Genomic DNA, 18216 nt, shown 5'->3' with positions numbered 1-18216 from the left:
AGCCGCTTTCGCTCTATTGTTCGAGATGTTCGCTCAGAACCTCGACCACCAGCGCGTGGTCATCGAGCTGCGGCAGGCCTGAAACGGTTATGGTACCAATCACGACGCCGCTCTTGAGCCGGAGCGGAAAGGCGCCGCCATGCGCTGCATACTGATGCGGTGGCAGAATATACCGTTCCTCAAGACTGCGGCCCGACATCCTGCATGATACCCCCATGTAGAGGGAGCTGTGGTGGAAGCGGTTGACGACCCGGTTCTTGCGGGCAATCCATTCGGCGTTGTCGGGCGTTGCGCCCTCGGTTGCCATGTGGAACAGACAGTGCCCGGCGCAAGTGATGTCCACTGCAATGGGCAACGAGCGCTCTGCTGCCAGCTGCACCAGCCGGTTGCCAAGCTTGTGCGCGATGGCAATCGAAAATTCGTCAAATCGAAGACTGTCCTCATGCGCGGAAATGGCGGCCAGCAGTTCGGTGTCGTTCAGTTCAGTCAACTTGTTCAAGTGTTTGCCCCTCAAAAGAAAATGCGGCACAGCAAGCGAATTGCAGGCCAGCTTCTTGAACCTCATGATAGAAACGCAACCTGCCGGTTTCAAGCACATTCAACCCTATCGCGCTCATTTGGCGGGGAAAGAAAATGGCCGGAAGCAAGGCTTCCAGCCATCAAAATTGTACGTCGTCAGAGGCCTCTGGCCCTAGCCGGGCAGCATGGCCTTGAGAGACAGGCGCATCTGTTCGGCCATGTCCTCAGGCGTGCGATAGGCGCCGCCCTTGGCATACATCCACGAGCCGCCAACCGACAGCACAATGGGAATGGCCGCATAGCCGGGCAGGGTGTCAAAGGTGATGCCGCCGGACGGCATCAGCGTGATGTCCGGGAAGATGTGCCCGAAATCCTTGAGGGTCTTTGCTCCGCCAGCCGCTTCGGAAGGATAGAATTTCAAAAGCTTGAACCCGTCGAGACGGGCCTGGATGATCTCGGACGGGGTCACGATCCCCGGCACATGCACAAGCGATCGCCCCTTGGCCCGTTCCTCGACCTGCAGACACCGCCCCGGAGCGATGGTGAAATCGGCGCCCAGCGCTTCGGCCTGATCGTAGCGTTCCACGTCCATGACGCTGCCCGCGCCGATCACGATATCCGGATGGGCCTTGCGACAGGCTTCCAGCGCCTTGGGGGCGATGGCCGAGCGCAGGGTGATCTCGATGGCGATGGCGCCGCCCGCAACAAGCGCATCGGTGGCCGCAAGGCACGCCTCGACGGATGGCGGATTGATCACGGGAACGACGGGGCCGGTCTTCAGTTTGGCAATCAGGGTTTGCTCATCCATGATAGGTTTCCTTCATCAGCTTGATGGTTTCTTCGCGTCCGGGCGCGCCCAGGCGGCCACCGAACACGGTGCATTTGAGGGCTGCTGCGGCGCTGGCAAAGCGGATGGCGTCTTCCATCGGCTGCCCCTCGCACAGGGCTTGAGCAATGGTGCCGTGGAAGACATCGCCAGCGGCCAGCGTGTCGACCACCTTGACCTTGGGGCCGGGGACATGGCGCACCGCGCCCCCTTCTGCCGGGCACCAGTAGGTGCCATCGCCGCCTGCCGTGACGCAGACCACGACGCCATATTTGTCGTTGAGCGCGGTGACGGCTTCCTGCGGCGAGATTGGCCGGTCGCACAGGATCGAGGCGCCGGGCTCGGACGCGATAAGATGGGTGGCGCGTCCGGCCAGATCCAGCAGCACATCCCTTGGGGCTACGTCGGCATCAAGAATGGCCATGGCACCTGCCGCACGGGCGGCATCAAGCGCCAGTGCTGCCGCGCCGGGCCAGCGCACATCGCACATAACCGCTTGGAATTTGGAGAAATCGTCTGTGGGCAGACTTGAGGGCGGGGACTGGGTCACCGGGTCATAGTCGACCACGATCCAGCGCTCGCCGGTTTCATCAACGATGATGATCGCCCGCGCGCTCTTGCCTCCTTCAACGGTCCGGACAAAGCCGCAGTCGACCCTTTCCGCCTGAAGGTCCCGGATCAGCTCTTTGCCTGCAGCATCATCGCCAACGCTTGCCCAAAGGGCAGTCTTGCCGCCGACGCGGGCGGCTGCCGTTGCGGCACTGGAGGCCATGCCAGCCGCATTGCGTGTGGCAACCTCGGCCAGAAACTTGCCCGACCCGCGGGCAAAGCCGCTCACTCGGAAAATGCTGTCTTCGGTCAGGGCTCCGACGAAGAGAATGGGCTTTGGGGAATTGGGCGTCATGTGGGGGCTCCGGCAAATCAGAAAGGCTGCCGCGATCGGGTGGATGCGAAGAGAGGATGGACCCGATCGGGAGAAAAAACAATTGCCGGAACGCGAAATGAGGCGCTCCGGCAATCATCTTGCGGGGATTAGTGGCTGTGGCGTGGAACCTTGGTGTTGCCAATGTTCCGATAGCTGTCTGCACCTTCCATGATCATGCCCTCGGAGAAGGGACGAACATGTTGACGAAACAGCGCCTGCCACGGGGTCTGGCTCTCCGGCACGACCGGGCCGCCACTGGCGAGCAACGCTTCGCGCCGTTTGGCGATTTCCTCGTTGGAGACCTGAAGCATGACCGTTCGCTTGTTGAGATCAACGCGCAGGCGATCACCGTCCCTGATGATGGCGAGGTTGCCACCGGCTGCCGCTTCCGGCGAGACGTTAAGGATCGAGGCGGACCCGGAGGTGCCCGACTGTCTGCCGTCGCCGATGCACGGCATGGCGTGGACGTCCTGTTTGATCAGATAGGACGGTGGGCGCATGTTGACCACTTCGGCGCCACCGGGGTAGCCGATCGGGCCGGCGCCACGCATGACCAGAATGCTGTGAGCGGTAATGCCGAGTTCAGGGTCGTCGATCCGCTTGTGGAAGTCTTCCGGACCGTCAAACACGAAGGCCGGACCTTCAAAGGCGTTTGGATCCTCCGGGTTGGACAGATAGCGGTTGCGGAATTCGTCATCGATGACGGAGGTCTTCATGATGGCGGTGTCGAACAGGTTGCCGCTCAGATTGAGGAACCCGGCCTTGGCAGTGAGGGGGGCACTGACCGGACGGATGACTTCCTGTTCCTCGATCTGGCAATCCTGATAAAGTTCCCTGAAGGGCTTGCCCGTGACGGTGATAATGTCCGGATGCGGGATGAGACCTGCACGCAGCAGCTCGCCGATCACTGCTGGCAGGCCGCCTGCCCGGTAGAAGTCTTCGCCGAGATATTCCCCTGCAGGCTGCACATTGGACAGCAGCGGAATGTCATAGCCGATGCTGTCCCAGTCCTCGTTGGCCAGCTCGACGCCAAGGTGGCGGGCGATGGCGTTGAGGTGAATGGGCGCGTTGGTCGAGCCGCCAATCGCCGAGTTGATGACGATGGCGTTCTCGAAGGCCTCGCGCGTCATGATGTCAGCCGGTTTGAGATCCTCGAACACCATGTCAACAATGCGTTCGCCCACCTCATAGGAGATTTGCGAACGCTCCCGGTATGGCGCCGGAATGGAGGCCGAGCCGGGCAACTGCATGCCAAGGGCTTCGGCCAGGCTGTTCATGGTCGAGGCAGTGCCCATGGTGTTGCAATAGCCGACGGAGGGCGCCGAGGAGGCCGCCATCTGCAGGAACTGCTTGGCGTCGATGGCCCCCGCGGCGAACTGCTGGCGAGCTTCCCAGATGATCGAGCCGGAACCGGACCGTTGCCCCTTGTACCAGCCGTTCAGCATCGGGCCGACCGATAGGGCGATGGCGGGAATATTCACCGTTGCCGCTGCCATCAGCAGGGCAGGGGTGGTCTTGTCGCAGCCGATGTTCAGCACAACGGCGTCGATCGGATAGCCGTGCAGGGCCTCGACCAGCCCGAGATAGGCAAGGTTGCGGTCGAGCATGGCCGTGGGGCGCTTGCCGGTCTCCTGGATCGGATGCACCGGGATTTCCATCGGGATGCCGCCTGCAGTGCGGATGCCATCACGCACCCGCTTGGTCAGTTCCAGATGATGCCGGTTGCAGGGCGAAAGGTCCGAGCCGGTCTGGGCGATGCCGATGATTGGCTTGCCTGACTGCAGTTCCTCAAGGGTCATGCCATAGTTGAGGTAGCGTTCGATGTAGATCGCCGTCATCTCGGGGTTGGAGAGGTCGTTGAACCAGAGCTCCGAGCGGAGCGGGCGGCGTTTGTTGTTGCTGGACATAGCGATTTCCTTATTGGCTCTTCATCTGTCTAGCGGCCGGTGATGCCGGGGAAGATGAGCAAGGTGGCGACAGCCAGAATCTGGAGACAGATGAAGGGGAAGAGCGACTTGAAGATTTCACCCAAAGAGATATCCGGTGGGGTCACGGATTTCAAATAGAATGCGGCCGGACCGAATGGCGGAGACAGGAAGCTGACCTGCATGTTCATGGCAAAGACCACGCCGAACCAGACCGGATCATAGCCAAGGCTTTTTACGATCGGTACGAAAATCGGCATGCACAGAAGGGCAATGCCAACCCAGTCAAGGAACATGCCGAGCAGGAACAGGATGCCCATCATGAACAGGATGATCACCATCGGTTCGTCCGAAACGCCCTGAATCAGCTGAGACACAAAGCGTGTGCCGCCCATGAGGTTGAACACGCCGACCAGAGCCGAAGCACCGATGCCGATCCAGACGATCATGCCGACCGTTGACAGGGTCTGCCGGATGGCGCCAAGCAGCAGGGCCTTGTTGAACTCGCCGCGAATGACGGTGGATAGCAACACGCCGACCACGCCAACCGCCGAAGCTTCGGTCACCGAGGCAATGCCGCCATAGATCGAACCTAGCACGAAGATGACGACCATGACCGGAAGGAACAGGGCCTTCAGCAGGCGGACTTTCTCCTCGCGGGTCATGTCTTCCGGTTCGGCAATGGGGGCGAGCTTGGGGTTGGTATAGGCCCGGAACAGGATGTAGACCGCATAGAAGCTGGCCAGCATGAAGCCGGGAACAAAGGAGGCCGTGAACAGGTCGCCGATAGAGACGTTGGCCGTCAGACCATAGATGATCAACACGATGGATGGCGGCACCATGGTGCCCAGCGCTCCACCGGCACAGCAGACACCGATTGCCAGCTTGCGGTCATAGCCAAGGCGCAGCATCTGCGGCAGGGCCAGCATGCCAAGCAGGATGACCTCGCCGCCAACGATACCCGACATGGCGGCCAGAATGACGGCAACCAGCAGGGTCTGCAGGGCAACGCCACCACGGATGCGACCGGCCAGCAGCTTCATGGCGTCGAACAGGTCCCTCGCTATGCCCGATCGGTCCAGAATGGCGGCCATCAGCACGAACATCGGCACCGAGACAAAGACGAAGGAGTTGACGAAACTGAAAATGCGGCTCGAAATCAGCGGCAGGACCATCGGCCCCATCCAGCCGAGCGCGAAGATCAGCGCGACCAGCAGGGTGACGAAGGCCAGCGGCATGCCGGTCAACAACAGACCCACAAGCGTGACGAACATGGCGAATGTGGCACCCTCGATGCCCAACGCCTTCAAATTCATAAGGAAGTCCATCATTTAGCTCCCGCTTTCTGGGCAAACCTGATCGTGTAGATCAGAAACTGGATGGTCAGCGCAATCATGATGACAAAAAGGAAAACCTTGAGAGTGCCCGGGAAGGGCGGGTTCCAGGCAGAGCCGCTGGTTTCCAGATGGAATTTGCCCTGTGGGGTCCAGATGGCCCGCTGAATGCTTGACCATGACGCAAAGGCAAAGAAGCCGGTTGATACCATGCAGACAAAGGAGATGGCAGCGTCGAGATAGCGGCGTGGGCCTTCCGGGATCATGTTGTAAAGAAGCACAACGCGAATGTGCTTGTTGTGGGCGGCGACATAGAGGCCGCCGAAGATGAAGGCGCACGCGTTGAGAAACACCACGGTTTCATGGGCCCAGGTCGTCGGGCTGTTGAAGATGTAGCGCATGCAGACTTCGAGAAAGAGAATGCCCGCCGAGATCAGGATCGCAACAGAGAAGACAATGCCCATCCTGTTGATGATTCTGCCAAACAGTCCTGCTTCAGCGCAGGCCTGAGGCGGTTTCTTGTGCTCAGCAATGCTGGCTTGGTCGTTCGATTTTTCTGCTCCGGACATTTGACACCTGTGGGTTGCCAGTGGGGGAAGAGGTTCCGGCCAGCTTTGGCCGGAACCCGCCTCGTCAGACGAGACATAACGATCGGAGCGTCCTGTGCACCGGGGGTGGCGCACATCAAGATGACGTCAGGTCAACGCATCTCTCGGCAGGAAAGGATTTCCCGCCCGGCGCTTCTAGTCGGCTCCCATGAGGCCCTTGCTTTCCAGATAGGCAATCAGGGTGTCATAGACCTTCTGTGAGTATGGAGAGGCTTTGGCAGCCTCGGCCCACTGTTTCTTGGCGATGGAGCGGAACTTGGCGCGTTCTTCTGCAGACCAGTTATGGATGACCAGATCGGCAGGAGCATTGGCAACGGCTTCCTTGTCACGCTCATTCAGTTTGCCAATCTGATACTGGGCGAATTCCTTGGTTGCTTCGGTGACCTGTTCCTGCAGATCGGCTGGCATGGAATCCCATGTTGCCTTGTTGATGCTGACCTCGATCAGCGGCAGGGAGTGGAAGCCCGGATAGACCGGATGTTTGGCGATGTCATGCAGACCCTGCGACTGGTTGGTCGAGAAGGTGTTGTAGTCGGCAGCATCGATCACGCCCTTGTCGAGCGAGGTGAAGACTTCCGAGCCGGGCAGGTTCACCGGAGCGGCGCCTGCTGCGGCAAAGACCTTCTGCACCATGCCTTCCGGCGCGCGCAGTTTGAGGCCCTTGAGGTCGTCGACGCCATCCAGCGGCACCTTGGAAACGAAGGCTTCCAGACCCGGAGTGGTCGGCCCGATGAAGTGCAGGCCATATGGTTCTAGGATCTCGTTCATGAGTTCCTTGCCACCACCATTATAGACAAAATCGAGCATCTGCTGCGGGTCGGACCATGCCCCAACCGGGTTGGCGATCAGGCCAAGGGCAGGTTCCTTGCCAGCAAAGTAGGACGTGTCGGTGAAATGACCGTCGATGATGCCACCGGCAACGGCATCCTGGGTTTCACTGTGTGCAACGATGGTTTCAACCGGCATCATTTCGATGGTAACCCGACCACCGGTCTTTTCGGCGACCATTTTGGTCCAGTCCTGTTGCAGCCCGAAGTTGGGGTTGCCTGCCGGGTCTGACGACTGGAAGCGCAAGGCATAGTCCTGAGCGAATGCGCCCGAGGCCAATGCCATGATGGAGACGGCGCCGAGGGCCAGCGCGCGGATAGTGACAAGCTTCATAGTATGATTTCCTCCCGTGAATCCATAACTAGGCTTTCCCATCGATGATGGGCGGGCAGATCCTCCCCTTCCTCCAAAGGGAAGGATTGCTGCCGTGCTCATAGTGATAAATGATTGCGCAATCATTCGTCAATGAGCTAAATGGCTATAGACAGAGAAATTTTATAAGTTATTATACGGCATGGCAAAACGACGATCATCATCATCCAGGAAGCCAACGCTTGTTGATGTGGCAAAAGCGGCAAATGTTAGTGCAATCACGGTTTCGCGAACCATCCGTTCGCCGGAGCTTGTGTCGCCTCAGATGCGCATCAGGGTCGAGGAAGCAATCAGGAAGCTGGGCTATAGCCCGGACCCGGCGGCGTCTGCCCTTGCCTCCAAGGTGACCTACAACATTGGATTGTTGCTGCCTTCCCTCACCAACACCGTGTTCGAGGATGTTCTGGAAGGCATCTATCAAGGCAGCGAAGACACTCGCTTCTTCATCCAGATCGGTGATACCCGCTACAGCGCCCTCAAGGAGGAGGCCCTGATCGGCACTTTCCTCAGGCAGAAGCCCGCCGGTTTGATCGTGACGGGCTTTGAGCAGACGGAAAAGGCGCGTGGCATGTTGGCGGGCGCTCATTGCCCCGTTGTCCAGATCATGGATTTTGGCGAGCCTCCCATTGACATGTCTGTCGGGTTTGATCATGAAGCCGCTGGCTATGCAGCGGCGCGTCATCTGATCGAGTGCGGCTATCGCACGCCGGGCGCTGTCGGGGCGCGGCTTGATTCCCGATCCCGGCGACGTCTGGACGGTTTCCGCAAGGCCTGTCAGGAGGTTGGTCTGTGGGATGAGCACCGAATGGTGATAACGCCACAGTCCTCCTCGGTCGGTCTCGGGCGTCATCTGCTGGAAGAACTGCTGTCCCGTGATCAGAGTGTGGATGCCGTCTTCTGCAACAACGATGACCTCGGCATCGGGGCCTTGATGGAGGCCCGGCGCCGCCTCATTTCCGTACCCGAGCAGCTCGGAATCTGCAGTTTCCACGATATGGAAATGACACAGCACATGTATCCGGCCCTCACGGCGATCGCCACTCCGCGTTTTCAGATCGGCAAGATGGCGATTGACATGCTGCTGGCCGAAATCGAGGAACCCCATAGCGTCAAGCGCCGCAATATCGACACCGGCTTCAAACTCGTAGTGCGCGATTCGACCCGGCGAGCTGGCTGATTGAACGCCTGCGCTCAGAGGCATGCAGCACAATGGTACGATAGACAACATTTCAACCATGAATTGTTTGTGATAGCATGTTCCATGAATTGGTGTTGCGGTTTGCTCTATTGTACAGCCGCACAGGCTGGCTTCTGACGGGGGGAGGGAACCATGCGTCTGCTATTTTCAGCTGTTGTCTATCTGACTGGAGGGCTTGCTGTTGCCCAGGCGCAGCAAGCTGCAACCTACGTCAACAACACGATAAAATTCCCACTTGGGGCCTATTTCAAGTTCGACAAGACCTATTTCCGCATCCGTGGAGCCGAGGAGGTCAAGGGGCTTGGCAGCTATGGGCGTGTGACCGGAAAGGGGCCGTTGGGTGCGTTCGTCATCAATGGCTTCAAGACCAACGGTATGCTCGATGGCCTCTCCAGCCTTGAAACCAGAGCCGCCAAGTCAAAAGGCAAATTCATCCTGCAGGCCTCTGTCGATGCCAACGCATCCGGAGATATCTCCAATGTCGACTTTTCGGGCGGCGTCAAGGGCGATGCGAAAATCGACAAGGACGAGGACTATGCGGTCATCATCATTCGCCCCGGCGACTGGGAAGAGATGTACCGCAAGCTTTCCGATGAATATCAATCCGGAGACGCTGGCAAGAAGCACCGCTTTCAGGACCCCAAGTTCAGGATCGTGGATAGCGTCGTCTATGCAACGAGCCTGAAAATCAAAAGCATCACCAGTGTCAATGGGACCATCAATGCAGAGGCGACTGTGCCAAAGATCAATGTCAGTGGTCAGGTGGGGGGTAGCGGCTCCAGCTCCACCACATTCGAGCTGACCAAGGGACAGATCATTGCCTATTCCTTCCGCCGTCTTTGCTGGGACAATGGCGCAATTGTCGAGGCCAGGGAAGACAATCCGGGCAACAGCGACAATTCAAACTGCAACGACTACCAATAGATCTGCGACGAACCATCATCTCAGGGCGCAGGGGCTAACAGTGCATCGACAGCCCTCTTCAGGCTTTCCTCGAATAGCGCCAGTGGCCCCGATGTTTTCTCCTTCGCCAACCGCACCAGATGATAGGACACCTCGATTGCCGGTTCGAGGGTCAGAATTCTGGCCTGGACCGATGACGTTCGCGCGGCGAGCGGGTCGGTGATCGCAACGCCGAGGCCAGATGCTGCCAGCGTGCAGCCATTGGCCAGCGATGCTTCTATCGGGTTGTTGATGGCGAGATTGACTGCGGTGATCTCCTTGTCGAGAGACAGGCGCAGGGGAGAGGTTCTGCCCGGCAGGATGAGGCGCTGTCCGGCCAGTTGTTCCAGATTGACGCTTTGCAGGTCGGCCAGCGGGTGGTTGGTGGCAACCACCGCAACGGCATTGCCGCGCCCGAGCAGAACGCTGTCGAGGCTTGTGGGGTCATACTCGCTGCAGATCAGGCCGAAATCATAATGCCTGAGGCTGACCAGATCGAGCACGCGCTCGGTGCTTTCGGTATCGAATATGATGCTGAGTCGCGGATGGGCGGCCAGAACCTCGGGAACCACTGTTGCCGCGCAGACCTTGTTGAGCGAACTGACCGTGCCCAACCGGATGAACCCTTCCGTGGCGGCATTGATGTCCTGTGCAACACGGGAGATGTGATCAAGGCCGACGAAAACTCGCTCCACTTCGTGAAACAGCTGTGACGCCTGTGCCCGTGGCACGAGGCGACCCCTGACCCTGTCAAACAGCGCAAAGCCGATTTCCGTCTCCAGATCCCTGATCAGACGACTGACGGCGGGCTGGGTGATATTGAGGTTGGCGGCGGCAGCACTGATCGACCCGGCAATCATGACGGCCCGAAAGGCTTCGATCTGGCGTTGCTGAAGGTGATGCATAGAAAGTAGAATATAACATTTCGGCATAGGTCGGCAAGAAAATTTGAATTGTGTTCTGATCTTTCACGGCGCTAGGCTATTACAACCTGGAAGCTGAGACGCGCATTAATCAAGACCAGAACTGGGAGGAAATTCTATGATATCGAAATCATCCGTCGCGATGACGCTTGCCGCTGGCCTGCTGTCAACCTGTCTTGCCGCCCCCGCAGCCTTTGCAGCCGATCTGAAAATCGGTATTGCCGGCTCTCCGACGTCAATGGACCCGCAATTCTATGTGATCGGCACCAACAGTGCCATGGCCCGCAATATCTTTGATGGACTGGTCAATCAGGACGACCGCCAGCAGTTGCAGCCTGCGCTGGCAACCGAATGGAAAGCCGTCGACGACACTACCTGGCAGTTCAAACTGCGCGAGGGTGTTAAGTTCCACGATGGTTCTGATCTGGACTCGGCAGACGTCGTCGCCTCCATCGAACGCGTGAAGCTGGCGTCTGAAAACAGCCCCAGCTCCTTCATGCCTTATGTCAAGGGCATCAGCTCGGTTACGGCCATCGACCCGATGACGGTTGAGTTCAAGACCGAAACCGCCATGCCGTTGCTGCCCAACAACCTGTCCCGCATCGCCATCCTGCCATCGGAAGAGGGCACGACCCCGAGCTCCGAACTGAACGCTGGCAAGGGCGTCATTGGCACCGGGCCATATAAATTCGTCAGCTGGATTCCGGACAGCACCATTGAGTTGAGCCGCAATGACAACTACTGGGGCAAGGCTCCTGAGTGGGACAATGTCACCTTCAAGGTCTTTGCCGACAGCTCTGCCCGTGTTGCTTCCCTGCTTTCCGGCGATGTTGACATGATCGAGCAGGTTCCTCCGGCAAACATCGGTACGCTGGAAACCAACAAGGGCACAGCCATTGTCACCAACAGCTCGAACCGCGTCATGTATCTTCACATGGACCAGGATCGGGATGTGTCGCCATTTGCCAAGGGCCCCAATGGTGAAAACCCGCTTAAGGACGTGCGCGTCCGCCACGGTCTTTCCCTTGCCATCAACCGTCAGGCAATCATCGATCGCATCATGGACAAGCAGGGCGTTCCTGCCGGTCAGCTGGTGCCGGATGGCTATGCCGGTTATGTCGAAAGCCTGAAACCGGATCCGTATGATCCCAAGAAGGCCAAGGAACTGTTTGCCGAGGCTGGCTATCCGAACGGCTTCGACCTGACCTTCCACGCTTCCAACGACCGCTATCCGAACGACAGCCTTGTGGCTCAGGCCATCGGCCAGATGTTCACCCGCGCCGGTATCAACACCAAGATCGTCACCCTGCCAAAGAGTGTCTATTTCTCCCGCGCCTCCAAGCTGGAATTCAGCTTCATCATGGGTGGTGCAGCAGTTGAAACCGGGGAAGCCTCCGGTGTGCTTGGTCCGCTTCTGGAAACCTACAGCGCCAACTCCGGTGCCGGTAACCGTGGTCGTTACAGCTCTGCTGCCTTTGACGAAGCCCTCCAGCGCGGCCGTTCGCTTCTGGATGCCGATGCCCGTAACAAGGCTCTTCAGGAAGCCATGACCATCGCGATGAAGGATGAAGGTGTGATCCCGGTCTTTTTCCTGGCCCACACCTGGGGGCTGAAAGACAGCCTTAGCTATAACGGTCGGACCGACGGATACACGTTGGCCGAAAACGTTCACGCTGCAAACTAGCAGCGCACAAGCAAGACCCCGCAGACCACTACCAAGAGCCAAAGGGCGAAGCGATGACTCCCAGTCACCGCTTCGCCTTAACAGAAAGATTGTGCCATGACCGCAGCGGCATCTCCGACCAATCCCAAACCAGTTATCATCGATTGCGACCCCGGCGTGGACGACACACTGGCCATCCTCTTTGCGCTTGGTTCTCCTGAACTGGACGTCAAGGCGATCACCACCGTTTGTGGTAATGTGCCGCTTGAAGTCTGTACGAAGAATGCACTCAAGGTGTTGGAACTGGCTGGCCGCTCCGATATACCGGTCCATCCCGGCTGTGACCGTCCAATGATCGGCGAACCGATCTTTGGCAAGTTCCACGGTGCCGGAGGACTGGGCAAGCTCGTCCTGCCCGCCCCTGTTACCAAACCGCAGACACTGCATGCCGTCGAGAAAATGGCAGAGCTGCTCCGGGCGGCAAAAGCCGACCAGATGACACTGACCATCTGCACTCTTGGACCGATGACCAATCTGGCCGTGCTGATCAAGCTCTATCCGGATCTGTTGTCGGCCATTGACCGGGTCGTCTCTATGGGGGGCGCTTACCGGATTGCCGGTAATCGCACCCTGACATCCGAATTCAACATGCTGGCAGACCCGCACGCGGCCAGTATCGTCTATTCTGCCGGTCTCAACTATGTGGCCCTGCCACTGGATGCGACCCATCAGGCGATGACATCCCCTGAACGCATTGCGTGGTTCAGGGGGGGCGAACCCGGCTCTCCACTGGCCGCAACCCATGAACTGCTGAGCGGCTGGGCGCGCAATGATCCCAAGCGTTACGGCTCGGACGGAGGCCCCATGCACGACCCGCTGGTGACCGTCTATCTGGTCGCACCACAGCTGTTCCAGAGCGAGTTGGCCCACGTGTTTGTCGAATGCGACAGCAAACTGTGCTATGGCCAGACGGTAGCCGACTGGTACGAGCAGTCCGGTGAAGTGCCCAATGCACAGATCGTGCAGAAGGTTGACGCAGATGGCGTCTTTTCGATTTTGAGTGAGCGGATTCGCTCGCTGTCCCAATCAGGGTGACGTGATGAGCAAACGGATATTCCTCTCTTGCGACCCCGGCATTGATGACATGGCCGCCATTCTTTTTTCATTGGCTGACCGGGATATCGAATTGCTGGGTGTTGGTGCCGTTGCAGGCAACGTATCCGTCGAAACAGCTTGGGCAAATGCCCGCTTTACCTGCGATCTGGCAGGCGCTGCGGCAACGCCCTGTCATGCCGGTTCAAACTCGCCCTTGTTGCGCGACCAGATCTTTGGCGCACACAAGGCGCTGGGGACCTTCCGGGATCATCTGGCGGATCAGGAAGACAGCTTGCCTGCGGTCCGGTCCATCGCCGTTGCCCCGGCACAGCCAGCCGCAGTCGCCATGGCCCATGCCATCACCGACGCAGCGGTAACGAAGCGACCGCTGACCCTTGTCGCCACCGGCCCTATGACCGACGTGGCTCTGGCCATCCAGCTCGCCGGGGCAAAGGCCTCAGCGGACGGAATTGCCTCCATCGTTGCCATGGGGGGGGCCTTCAAGGCACTCGGTAATCGGGCTCCCTATGCTGAAATGAACATGTTGAGCGATCCGCACGCAGCCCGCATGGTGGCTGAAAGCGGCTTGCCGCTGGTGCTGTTTCCGCTTGATGTGACATGGCAATGCCGCCTCACTGAGCAGGATCTTGACCACATCGCGCGCGAAGCGGGCCTTATCGGTGAGATCTTTGCCCGACTGTTCCGTGCCAGTGACCGGGAAAATCCGGCGCTTTACGGCGGCCCCGGCGGTCCGGTGCATGACCTGTTGACCGTTATCTGGCTGGTTGCTCCGGAGCTGTTCATCCTGCGCCGGGCGCGGGTATCCGTCGCCACCGGTCATGAGCTTGCCGGTCACACCAGCCGCCAACTGCCCAAGGTGAAGGAAGGCGACAAGGCGGGGGGCAAACTGCCCCATTGCATCGCCGATGCCGTGGAAAGCGATGCTGTCCGTGCGCTATTCCTTGACCGTCTGAAAGCGCTCTCCCGAGCGGTCGACGGCAACAATTCCGGCCAAATTCAAACAACAACAAACAGGGAGGAAGACCTGCAATGACTGCCTATCTTCTTCGCCGTGGAGGACAGACCATCCTCACCTTGCTGGTGATGTCGATACTGGTCTTCGTTGGCGTCTATCTGGTTGGCAACCCGGTTGATGTCATGATCTCGGCCACCGCAACGCCTCAGGAGCGCGCCGATCTGATCATGCGCATGGGGCTGGATCAGCCGGTCTGGGTTCAATATTGGCATTTCCTCAAGGGTGCTTTGTCCGGCGATCTGGGGAACTCCTTTCTTTATAACCGTCCGGCGCTGGGGCTGATCTTCGAACGCATGCCCGCAACGCTGGAGCTGGCCTTCAGTGCCCTGTTCATGGGTTTGGTCGTCGGCATTCCCCTTGGGGTCGTTGCCGGTCTCAGACCATCCCGACCTGAATCACGCGGCATCATGGCCTTCTCGATCCTCGGCTTCTCGCTGCCCACCTTCTGGGTCGGCCTGATGATGATCCTGCTGTTCGCTGTCAAGCTCGACATCCTGCCTGCCTCGGGCAGGGGGGAAACCGTCGATGTGCTGGGCGTGCCGGTGAGCTTCCTCACCCTCGACGGCCTGTCCCACATCTTCCTGCCAGCGCTCAATCTGGCGCTGTTCAAGATTTCGCTGGTCATCCGCCTGACCCGCGCTGGCGTCTCCGAAGCGCTGCAGTCCGAATATGTGCGCTTTGCCCGCGCCAAGGGCATCAGTGAATGGCGCGTCGTCTTCCTGCATGTGCTGAAAAACACCCTGATCCCGCTGATCACCGTGGTCGGTCTGGAACTCGGGGCGCTCATCGCCTTTGCCGTGGTCACCGAAACCATCTTCTCCTGGCCGGGCATGGGCAAGCTGATCATCGATGCCATCACGACGCTCGACCGCCCTGTCATCCTCGCCTATCTGATGATCACGGTGCTGATGTTTACAGTGATCAACCTGATTGTGGATCTGGCTTACACGCTTGTTGACCCACGCGTCAAAATTGACGGGGGATCCGAATGACCGACCTGACCACCGAAATGAAACAAGGCACCATTCCGCCGGAACTCGCAGCCGAGATCGCGGCTGCCAACAGCTTCCCGCCCGAGCCGCCAGCACGTCCCGTCCGCCGCGCCATCAAGCGCGTGCTGACCGATCCGCTGGGTCTCGTCGGCACATTGATCGTCGTGCTGTTGCTGCTTGCGGCCCTGTTCGCCCACTGGATCGCACCGCAAAACCCCTATGATCTTGCCGTGCTCGACATCATGGACAACCGGTTGTCTCCGGGGTCGGAGAGCTTCTCCGGCATGACCTACTGGCTGGGCACCGACGATCAGGGGCGCGACCTTTTCAGCGCCATCCTCTATGGTCTCAGAACCAGTATCTTCGTCGGCATCGCCTCGGCGGGCATCGCACTGGTCATCGGCTCTGTCATGGGCCTTGTCAGCGCCTATTTCGGCGGTCGCATCGACACGCTGGTGATGCGTCTGGTTGATATCCAGCTGAGCTTCCCGCCCATTCTGGTTGCCCTCATTCTGCTGGCCATTCTGGGGCAGGGCGTTGACAAGATCATCGTTGCGCTGGTCGTCACCCAATGGGCCTATTACGCTCGAACCGTGCGTGGGGCCGCTCTGGTGGAACGCGGACGAACCTATGTGGATGCGGCCCGCTGTCTGGCGCTGCCCTCCCGCATGGTGACCCTCAACCACATCCTGCCCAACTGTCTGCCGCCGTTGATCGTTGTGGCCACCATGCGCGTCGCCTATGCCGTCAGTCTTGAAGCGACGCTGTCCTTCCTTGGCATCGGCCTGCCGGTGACCGAGCCGTCCCTTGGGCTGCTGATCTCGAATGGCAACAAATACATGCTGTCCGGTGACTGGTGGATCTCGGTATTCCCCGGCGTTGCCCTGCTCTTGCTGATCGTTGGCATCAATCTCGTCGGCGACCGTCTGCGCGATGTGCTCAATCCGAAGTTCAAGGACTAGACCCATGATGACAAGCATGACTGGCAGATCAGACTATACCCTTGAATTGCGCGGTCTGGAGACCGTGTTTGATGGCGACAAGGGCGCCATCGCGGCCGTCCGCAATGTCAATCTGGCGATCAAGCCGGGTGAAATCGTAGGTTTGGTGGGCGAATCCGGGTCCGGCAAGTCGGTGACAGGCCTGTCCATCATGGGCCTCATCGATCGGCCGGGCCGGGTCTCGAAAGGCGAGATTCTGCTCAATGGCGAGGATCTGCGCAAAGTGCCTGCCAAACGCCTCAGGGCGCTGCGCGGTGACCGCATGGCGATGATCTTTCAGGATCCGATGATGACGCTCAATCCGGTTCTGCGCATCGACACGCAGATGATGGAGGCCATCACCGCCCATGATCCCAAGATCGACAAGACCATTGCCCGCAACCGCTGCCGCGATGCCCTCGGCATGGTCGGTATTCCTGATCCGGAAGAACGGCTCTATGCCTATCCTCACCAGTTCTCCGGCGGTATGCGCCAGCGCGTGGCCATTGCCATTGCGATGCTCAATAACCCGGACCTGATCATCGCCGACGAGCCGACCACAGCGCTCGATGTGACCATTCAGGCTCAGATCATTGCCGAGATGCAGAAACTCTGCAAGGAACGCGACACGGCGCTCATCTGGATCACCCACGACCTCACCGTGGTCGCAGAACTGACCCAGCGCGTCTATGTGATGTATGCCGGCTCCGTCGTGGAAGAGGGGCCGCTGGACGACATTCTGGACCGGCCGCTGCATCCCTATACGCAGGGGCTCATCCGCTCCATTCCGTCGGACAACGAGCCCGGTGCCCGCCTGTTCCAGATTCCGGGTATGACGCCGCCCATCGACCGCATGCCGAAGGGGTGCCGGTTCCATCCTCGCTGCCCCTATGTCCAGCTCGACTGTCTCAATGACGTTGATCTGGTCGAACAGGGCGCCGGACGTCATGTCCGTTGTGTGCACCCGATCAGTCAGGGAGAACAAATCTCATGATCTCCAATTCCCAGACCCAACTGGCAACCGCAGACGACCAACAGGCGCCTTTGCTGGAAATCGACCATGTCACCCGGCGCTTCGAGCGCAAGCCCGACTTTGCCGCCAAACTGGCCGCCCGCCTTGGTGCACCCATCAACCGCCGCACCGTGCATGCGGTGGATGACGCATCCTTCGCCATCCATCGCCGTGAAGTGGTGGGGCTCGTGGGGGAATCCGGCTGTGGCAAGTCCACTCTTGGCCGGATCGTTGCCGGTATCGACAACCCGACCGAAGGCCGCATTCTCTATAACGGTGACGATGTTGCCCATGTCTCGTCGGAAGAGGCAAGACGGTTTCAGCTCAAGATCCAGATGATCTTTCAGGATCCGCTGGATTCTCTCAACCCGCGCTATCGTATCGGCAAGGCCGTTTCGGAAGCGGCCCGCTATCACAAGGTCGTTCCGGAAGCGGAGATGACAGCCCACATCGAGAAGGTGCTGCTTCAGTGCGGCGTCGACCCGACCACCCAGAACCGCTTCCCGCACCAGTTCTCCGGTGGTCAGCGCCAGCGGATCGGCATCGCCCGCGCCCTTGCCGTGCGGCCCGAGCTGGTTGTCTGCGATGAGGCAGTGGCCTCGCTCGACGTCTCCATTCAGGCGCAGATCATCAACCTGTTCATGGACTTGCGCGATGAATATGATCTGGCCTACCTGTTTGTCAGCCATGACATCGGCGTGGTCCGCCACATCTCTGACCGGGTCGTGGTGATGTATCTGGGCCGGATTGTCGAGCAGGGCACGACAGCAGACCTGTTTGCCAAGCCCAACCATCCCTACACCCAGGCGCTGCTGGGGCAGGTGCCGAGCCTCAAGCGGCGGCACTCGTCGTTCCACACCATCAAGGGTGAAATTCCCTCACCACTGAAGCCGCCGTCCGGGTGTCATTTCCATCCCCGCTGCCCGCATGCTATGGACATATGCAAGCAGGCAAGGCCACCGCTCAAGGAGGTCGCGTCCGGGCACATGTCCGCCTGCCATCTCAATGACAAGGGCTGAGGCGGAAGAAAGGGAGCAT

At 59.3% G+C, this 18216-nt stretch carries 17 protein-coding genes; 9 read left to right on the top strand and 8 right to left on the bottom strand.

All coding sequences use genetic code 11. The features are described 5' to 3' along the window. Positions 1-13: 13 nt before the first annotated feature. The 7 genes from DSL70_RS18035 to DSL70_RS18005 form a co-directional block, all read right to left on the bottom strand. Positions 14-499, bottom strand: a complete 486-nt coding sequence (locus DSL70_RS18035; protein ID WP_205563327.1) for a heme-degrading domain-containing protein — start codon at positions 497-499, stop codon at positions 14-16. A gap of 192 nt (positions 500-691) precedes the next feature. Next, positions 692-1327 (bottom strand): bifunctional 4-hydroxy-2-oxoglutarate aldolase/2-dehydro-3-deoxy-phosphogluconate aldolase, encoded by a 636-nt coding sequence (eda, locus tag DSL70_RS18030; protein WP_119309355.1) that lies wholly within the window; start codon positions 1325-1327, stop codon positions 692-694. Further along, on the bottom strand, positions 1320-2249 hold the full coding sequence (locus DSL70_RS18025) for a PfkB family carbohydrate kinase (protein ID WP_119309354.1): 930 nt from the start codon (positions 2247-2249) through the stop codon (positions 1320-1322). Before DSL70_RS18025 ends, eda begins: the two co-directional genes overlap by 8 nt. 128 nt (positions 2250-2377) lie before the next feature. Further along, positions 2378-4177, bottom strand: a complete 1800-nt coding sequence (locus DSL70_RS18020) for an IlvD/Edd family dehydratase (RefSeq protein WP_119309353.1) — start codon at positions 4175-4177, stop codon at positions 2378-2380. Between the two features lie 29 nt (positions 4178-4206). Next, complete coding sequence (locus tag DSL70_RS18015) at positions 4207-5526, bottom strand: TRAP transporter large permease (protein ID WP_245418267.1); 1320 nt, start codon at positions 5524-5526, stop codon at positions 4207-4209. Then, positions 5523-6098: a TRAP transporter small permease subunit gene (locus DSL70_RS18010; protein ID WP_119309352.1), complete on the bottom strand. Its 576-nt coding sequence runs from the start codon at positions 6096-6098 to the stop codon at positions 5523-5525. Before DSL70_RS18010 ends, DSL70_RS18015 begins: the two co-directional genes overlap by 4 nt. A gap of 174 nt (positions 6099-6272) precedes the next feature. Then, positions 6273-7298 carry a TRAP transporter substrate-binding protein gene (locus DSL70_RS18005; RefSeq protein WP_119309351.1) on the bottom strand — a complete coding sequence of 342 codons (1026 nt, stop codon included), beginning with the start codon at positions 7296-7298 and terminating at the stop codon, positions 6273-6275. Positions 7299-7527: 229 nt separating this feature from the next. Here DSL70_RS18005 and DSL70_RS18000 point away from each other — a divergent pair, with 229 nt between their 5' ends. Together DSL70_RS18000 and DSL70_RS17995 are read left to right on the top strand one after the other, a co-directional pair. Next, on the top strand, positions 7528-8514 hold the full coding sequence (locus tag DSL70_RS18000; RefSeq protein ID WP_205563325.1) for a LacI family DNA-binding transcriptional regulator: 987 nt from the start codon (positions 7528-7530) through the stop codon (positions 8512-8514). 153 nt (positions 8515-8667) lie between these two features. Then, positions 8668-9459 (top strand): hypothetical protein, encoded by a 792-nt coding sequence (locus DSL70_RS17995; RefSeq protein WP_119309349.1) that lies wholly within the window; start codon positions 8668-8670, stop codon positions 9457-9459. A gap of 20 nt (positions 9460-9479) precedes the next feature. Here the strand turns inward: DSL70_RS17995 and DSL70_RS17990 are convergent, their stop codons facing one another. Continuing rightward, complete coding sequence (locus DSL70_RS17990) at positions 9480-10382, bottom strand: LysR substrate-binding domain-containing protein (RefSeq protein WP_162916886.1); 903 nt, start codon at positions 10380-10382, stop codon at positions 9480-9482. Between the two features lie 136 nt (positions 10383-10518). Between DSL70_RS17990 and DSL70_RS17985 the strand changes: the two genes are divergently transcribed. From DSL70_RS17985 to DSL70_RS17955, 7 genes are all read left to right on the top strand, one after another. Continuing rightward, on the top strand, positions 10519-12084 hold the full coding sequence (locus DSL70_RS17985; RefSeq protein ID WP_245418266.1) for an ABC transporter substrate-binding protein: 1566 nt from the start codon (positions 10519-10521) through the stop codon (positions 12082-12084). 96 nt (positions 12085-12180) lie between these two features. After that, positions 12181-13158: a nucleoside hydrolase gene (locus DSL70_RS17980; protein ID WP_119309346.1), complete on the top strand. Its 978-nt coding sequence runs from the start codon at positions 12181-12183 to the stop codon at positions 13156-13158. 4 nt (positions 13159-13162) lie between these two features. Then, positions 13163-14212 carry a nucleoside hydrolase gene (locus DSL70_RS17975; protein WP_119309345.1) on the top strand — a complete coding sequence of 350 codons (1050 nt, stop codon included), beginning with the start codon at positions 13163-13165 and terminating at the stop codon, positions 14210-14212. Continuing rightward, positions 14209-15186, top strand: coding sequence for an ABC transporter permease (locus DSL70_RS17970; protein WP_119309344.1), 978 nt, complete (start codon positions 14209-14211; stop codon positions 15184-15186). Before DSL70_RS17975 ends, DSL70_RS17970 begins: the two co-directional genes overlap by 4 nt. Before the next feature lie 17 nt (positions 15187-15203). After that, positions 15204-16148, top strand: a complete 945-nt coding sequence (locus DSL70_RS17965) for an ABC transporter permease (protein ID WP_119309403.1) — start codon at positions 15204-15206, stop codon at positions 16146-16148. A gap of 16 nt (positions 16149-16164) precedes the next feature. Further along, positions 16165-17160, top strand: a complete 996-nt coding sequence (locus tag DSL70_RS17960; protein WP_119309402.1) for an ABC transporter ATP-binding protein — start codon at positions 16165-16167, stop codon at positions 17158-17160. Continuing rightward, positions 17157-18197, top strand: a complete 1041-nt coding sequence (locus DSL70_RS17955) for an ABC transporter ATP-binding protein (RefSeq protein WP_119309343.1) — start codon at positions 17157-17159, stop codon at positions 18195-18197. The genes DSL70_RS17960 and DSL70_RS17955 overlap by 4 nt, the downstream gene beginning before the upstream one ends. Positions 18198-18216: the final 19 nt, after the last annotated feature.

The sequence above is a fragment of the Cohaesibacter haloalkalitolerans genome (genome assembly GCF_003574655.1).
GTDB lineage: Bacteria > Pseudomonadota > Alphaproteobacteria > Rhizobiales > Cohaesibacteraceae > Cohaesibacter > Cohaesibacter haloalkalitolerans.
This window is presented reverse-complemented; position numbering and strand designations above follow the sequence as displayed.

What these genes read in the sequence shown, in the direction of transcription:
- eda (WP_119309355.1), bottom strand. Translation starts at nt 1,327, where the DNA reads ATGGATGAGCAAACCCTGATTGCCAAACTGAAGACCGGCCCCGTCGTT.
- DSL70_RS18025 (WP_119309354.1), bottom strand. Translation starts at nt 2,249, where the DNA reads ATGACGCCCAATTCCCCAAAGCCCATTCTCTTCGTCGGAGCCCTGACC.
- DSL70_RS18020 (WP_119309353.1), bottom strand. Translation starts at nt 4,177, where the DNA reads ATGTCCAGCAACAACAAACGCCGCCCGCTCCGCTCGGAGCTCTGGTTC.
- DSL70_RS18015 (WP_245418267.1), bottom strand. Translation starts at nt 5,526, where the DNA reads ATGATGGACTTCCTTATGAATTTGAAGGCGTTGGGCATCGAGGGTGCC.
- DSL70_RS18010 (WP_119309352.1), bottom strand. Translation starts at nt 6,098, where the DNA reads ATGTCCGGAGCAGAAAAATCGAACGACCAAGCCAGCATTGCTGAGCAC.
- DSL70_RS18005 (WP_119309351.1), bottom strand. Translation starts at nt 7,298, where the DNA reads ATGAAGCTTGTCACTATCCGCGCGCTGGCCCTCGGCGCCGTCTCCATC.
- DSL70_RS17995 (WP_119309349.1), top strand. Translation starts at nt 8,668, where the DNA reads ATGCGTCTGCTATTTTCAGCTGTTGTCTATCTGACTGGAGGGCTTGCT.
- DSL70_RS17990 (WP_162916886.1), bottom strand. Translation starts at nt 10,382, where the DNA reads ATGCATCACCTTCAGCAACGCCAGATCGAAGCCTTTCGGGCCGTCATG.
- DSL70_RS17985 (WP_245418266.1), top strand. Translation starts at nt 10,519, where the DNA reads ATGATATCGAAATCATCCGTCGCGATGACGCTTGCCGCTGGCCTGCTG.
- DSL70_RS17980 (WP_119309346.1), top strand. Translation starts at nt 12,181, where the DNA reads ATGACCGCAGCGGCATCTCCGACCAATCCCAAACCAGTTATCATCGAT.
- DSL70_RS17975 (WP_119309345.1), top strand. Translation starts at nt 13,163, where the DNA reads ATGAGCAAACGGATATTCCTCTCTTGCGACCCCGGCATTGATGACATG.
- DSL70_RS17970 (WP_119309344.1), top strand. Translation starts at nt 14,209, where the DNA reads ATGACTGCCTATCTTCTTCGCCGTGGAGGACAGACCATCCTCACCTTG.
- DSL70_RS17965 (WP_119309403.1), top strand. Translation starts at nt 15,204, where the DNA reads ATGAAACAAGGCACCATTCCGCCGGAACTCGCAGCCGAGATCGCGGCT.
- DSL70_RS17960 (WP_119309402.1), top strand. Translation starts at nt 16,165, where the DNA reads ATGACTGGCAGATCAGACTATACCCTTGAATTGCGCGGTCTGGAGACC.
- DSL70_RS17955 (WP_119309343.1), top strand. Translation starts at nt 17,157, where the DNA reads ATGATCTCCAATTCCCAGACCCAACTGGCAACCGCAGACGACCAACAG.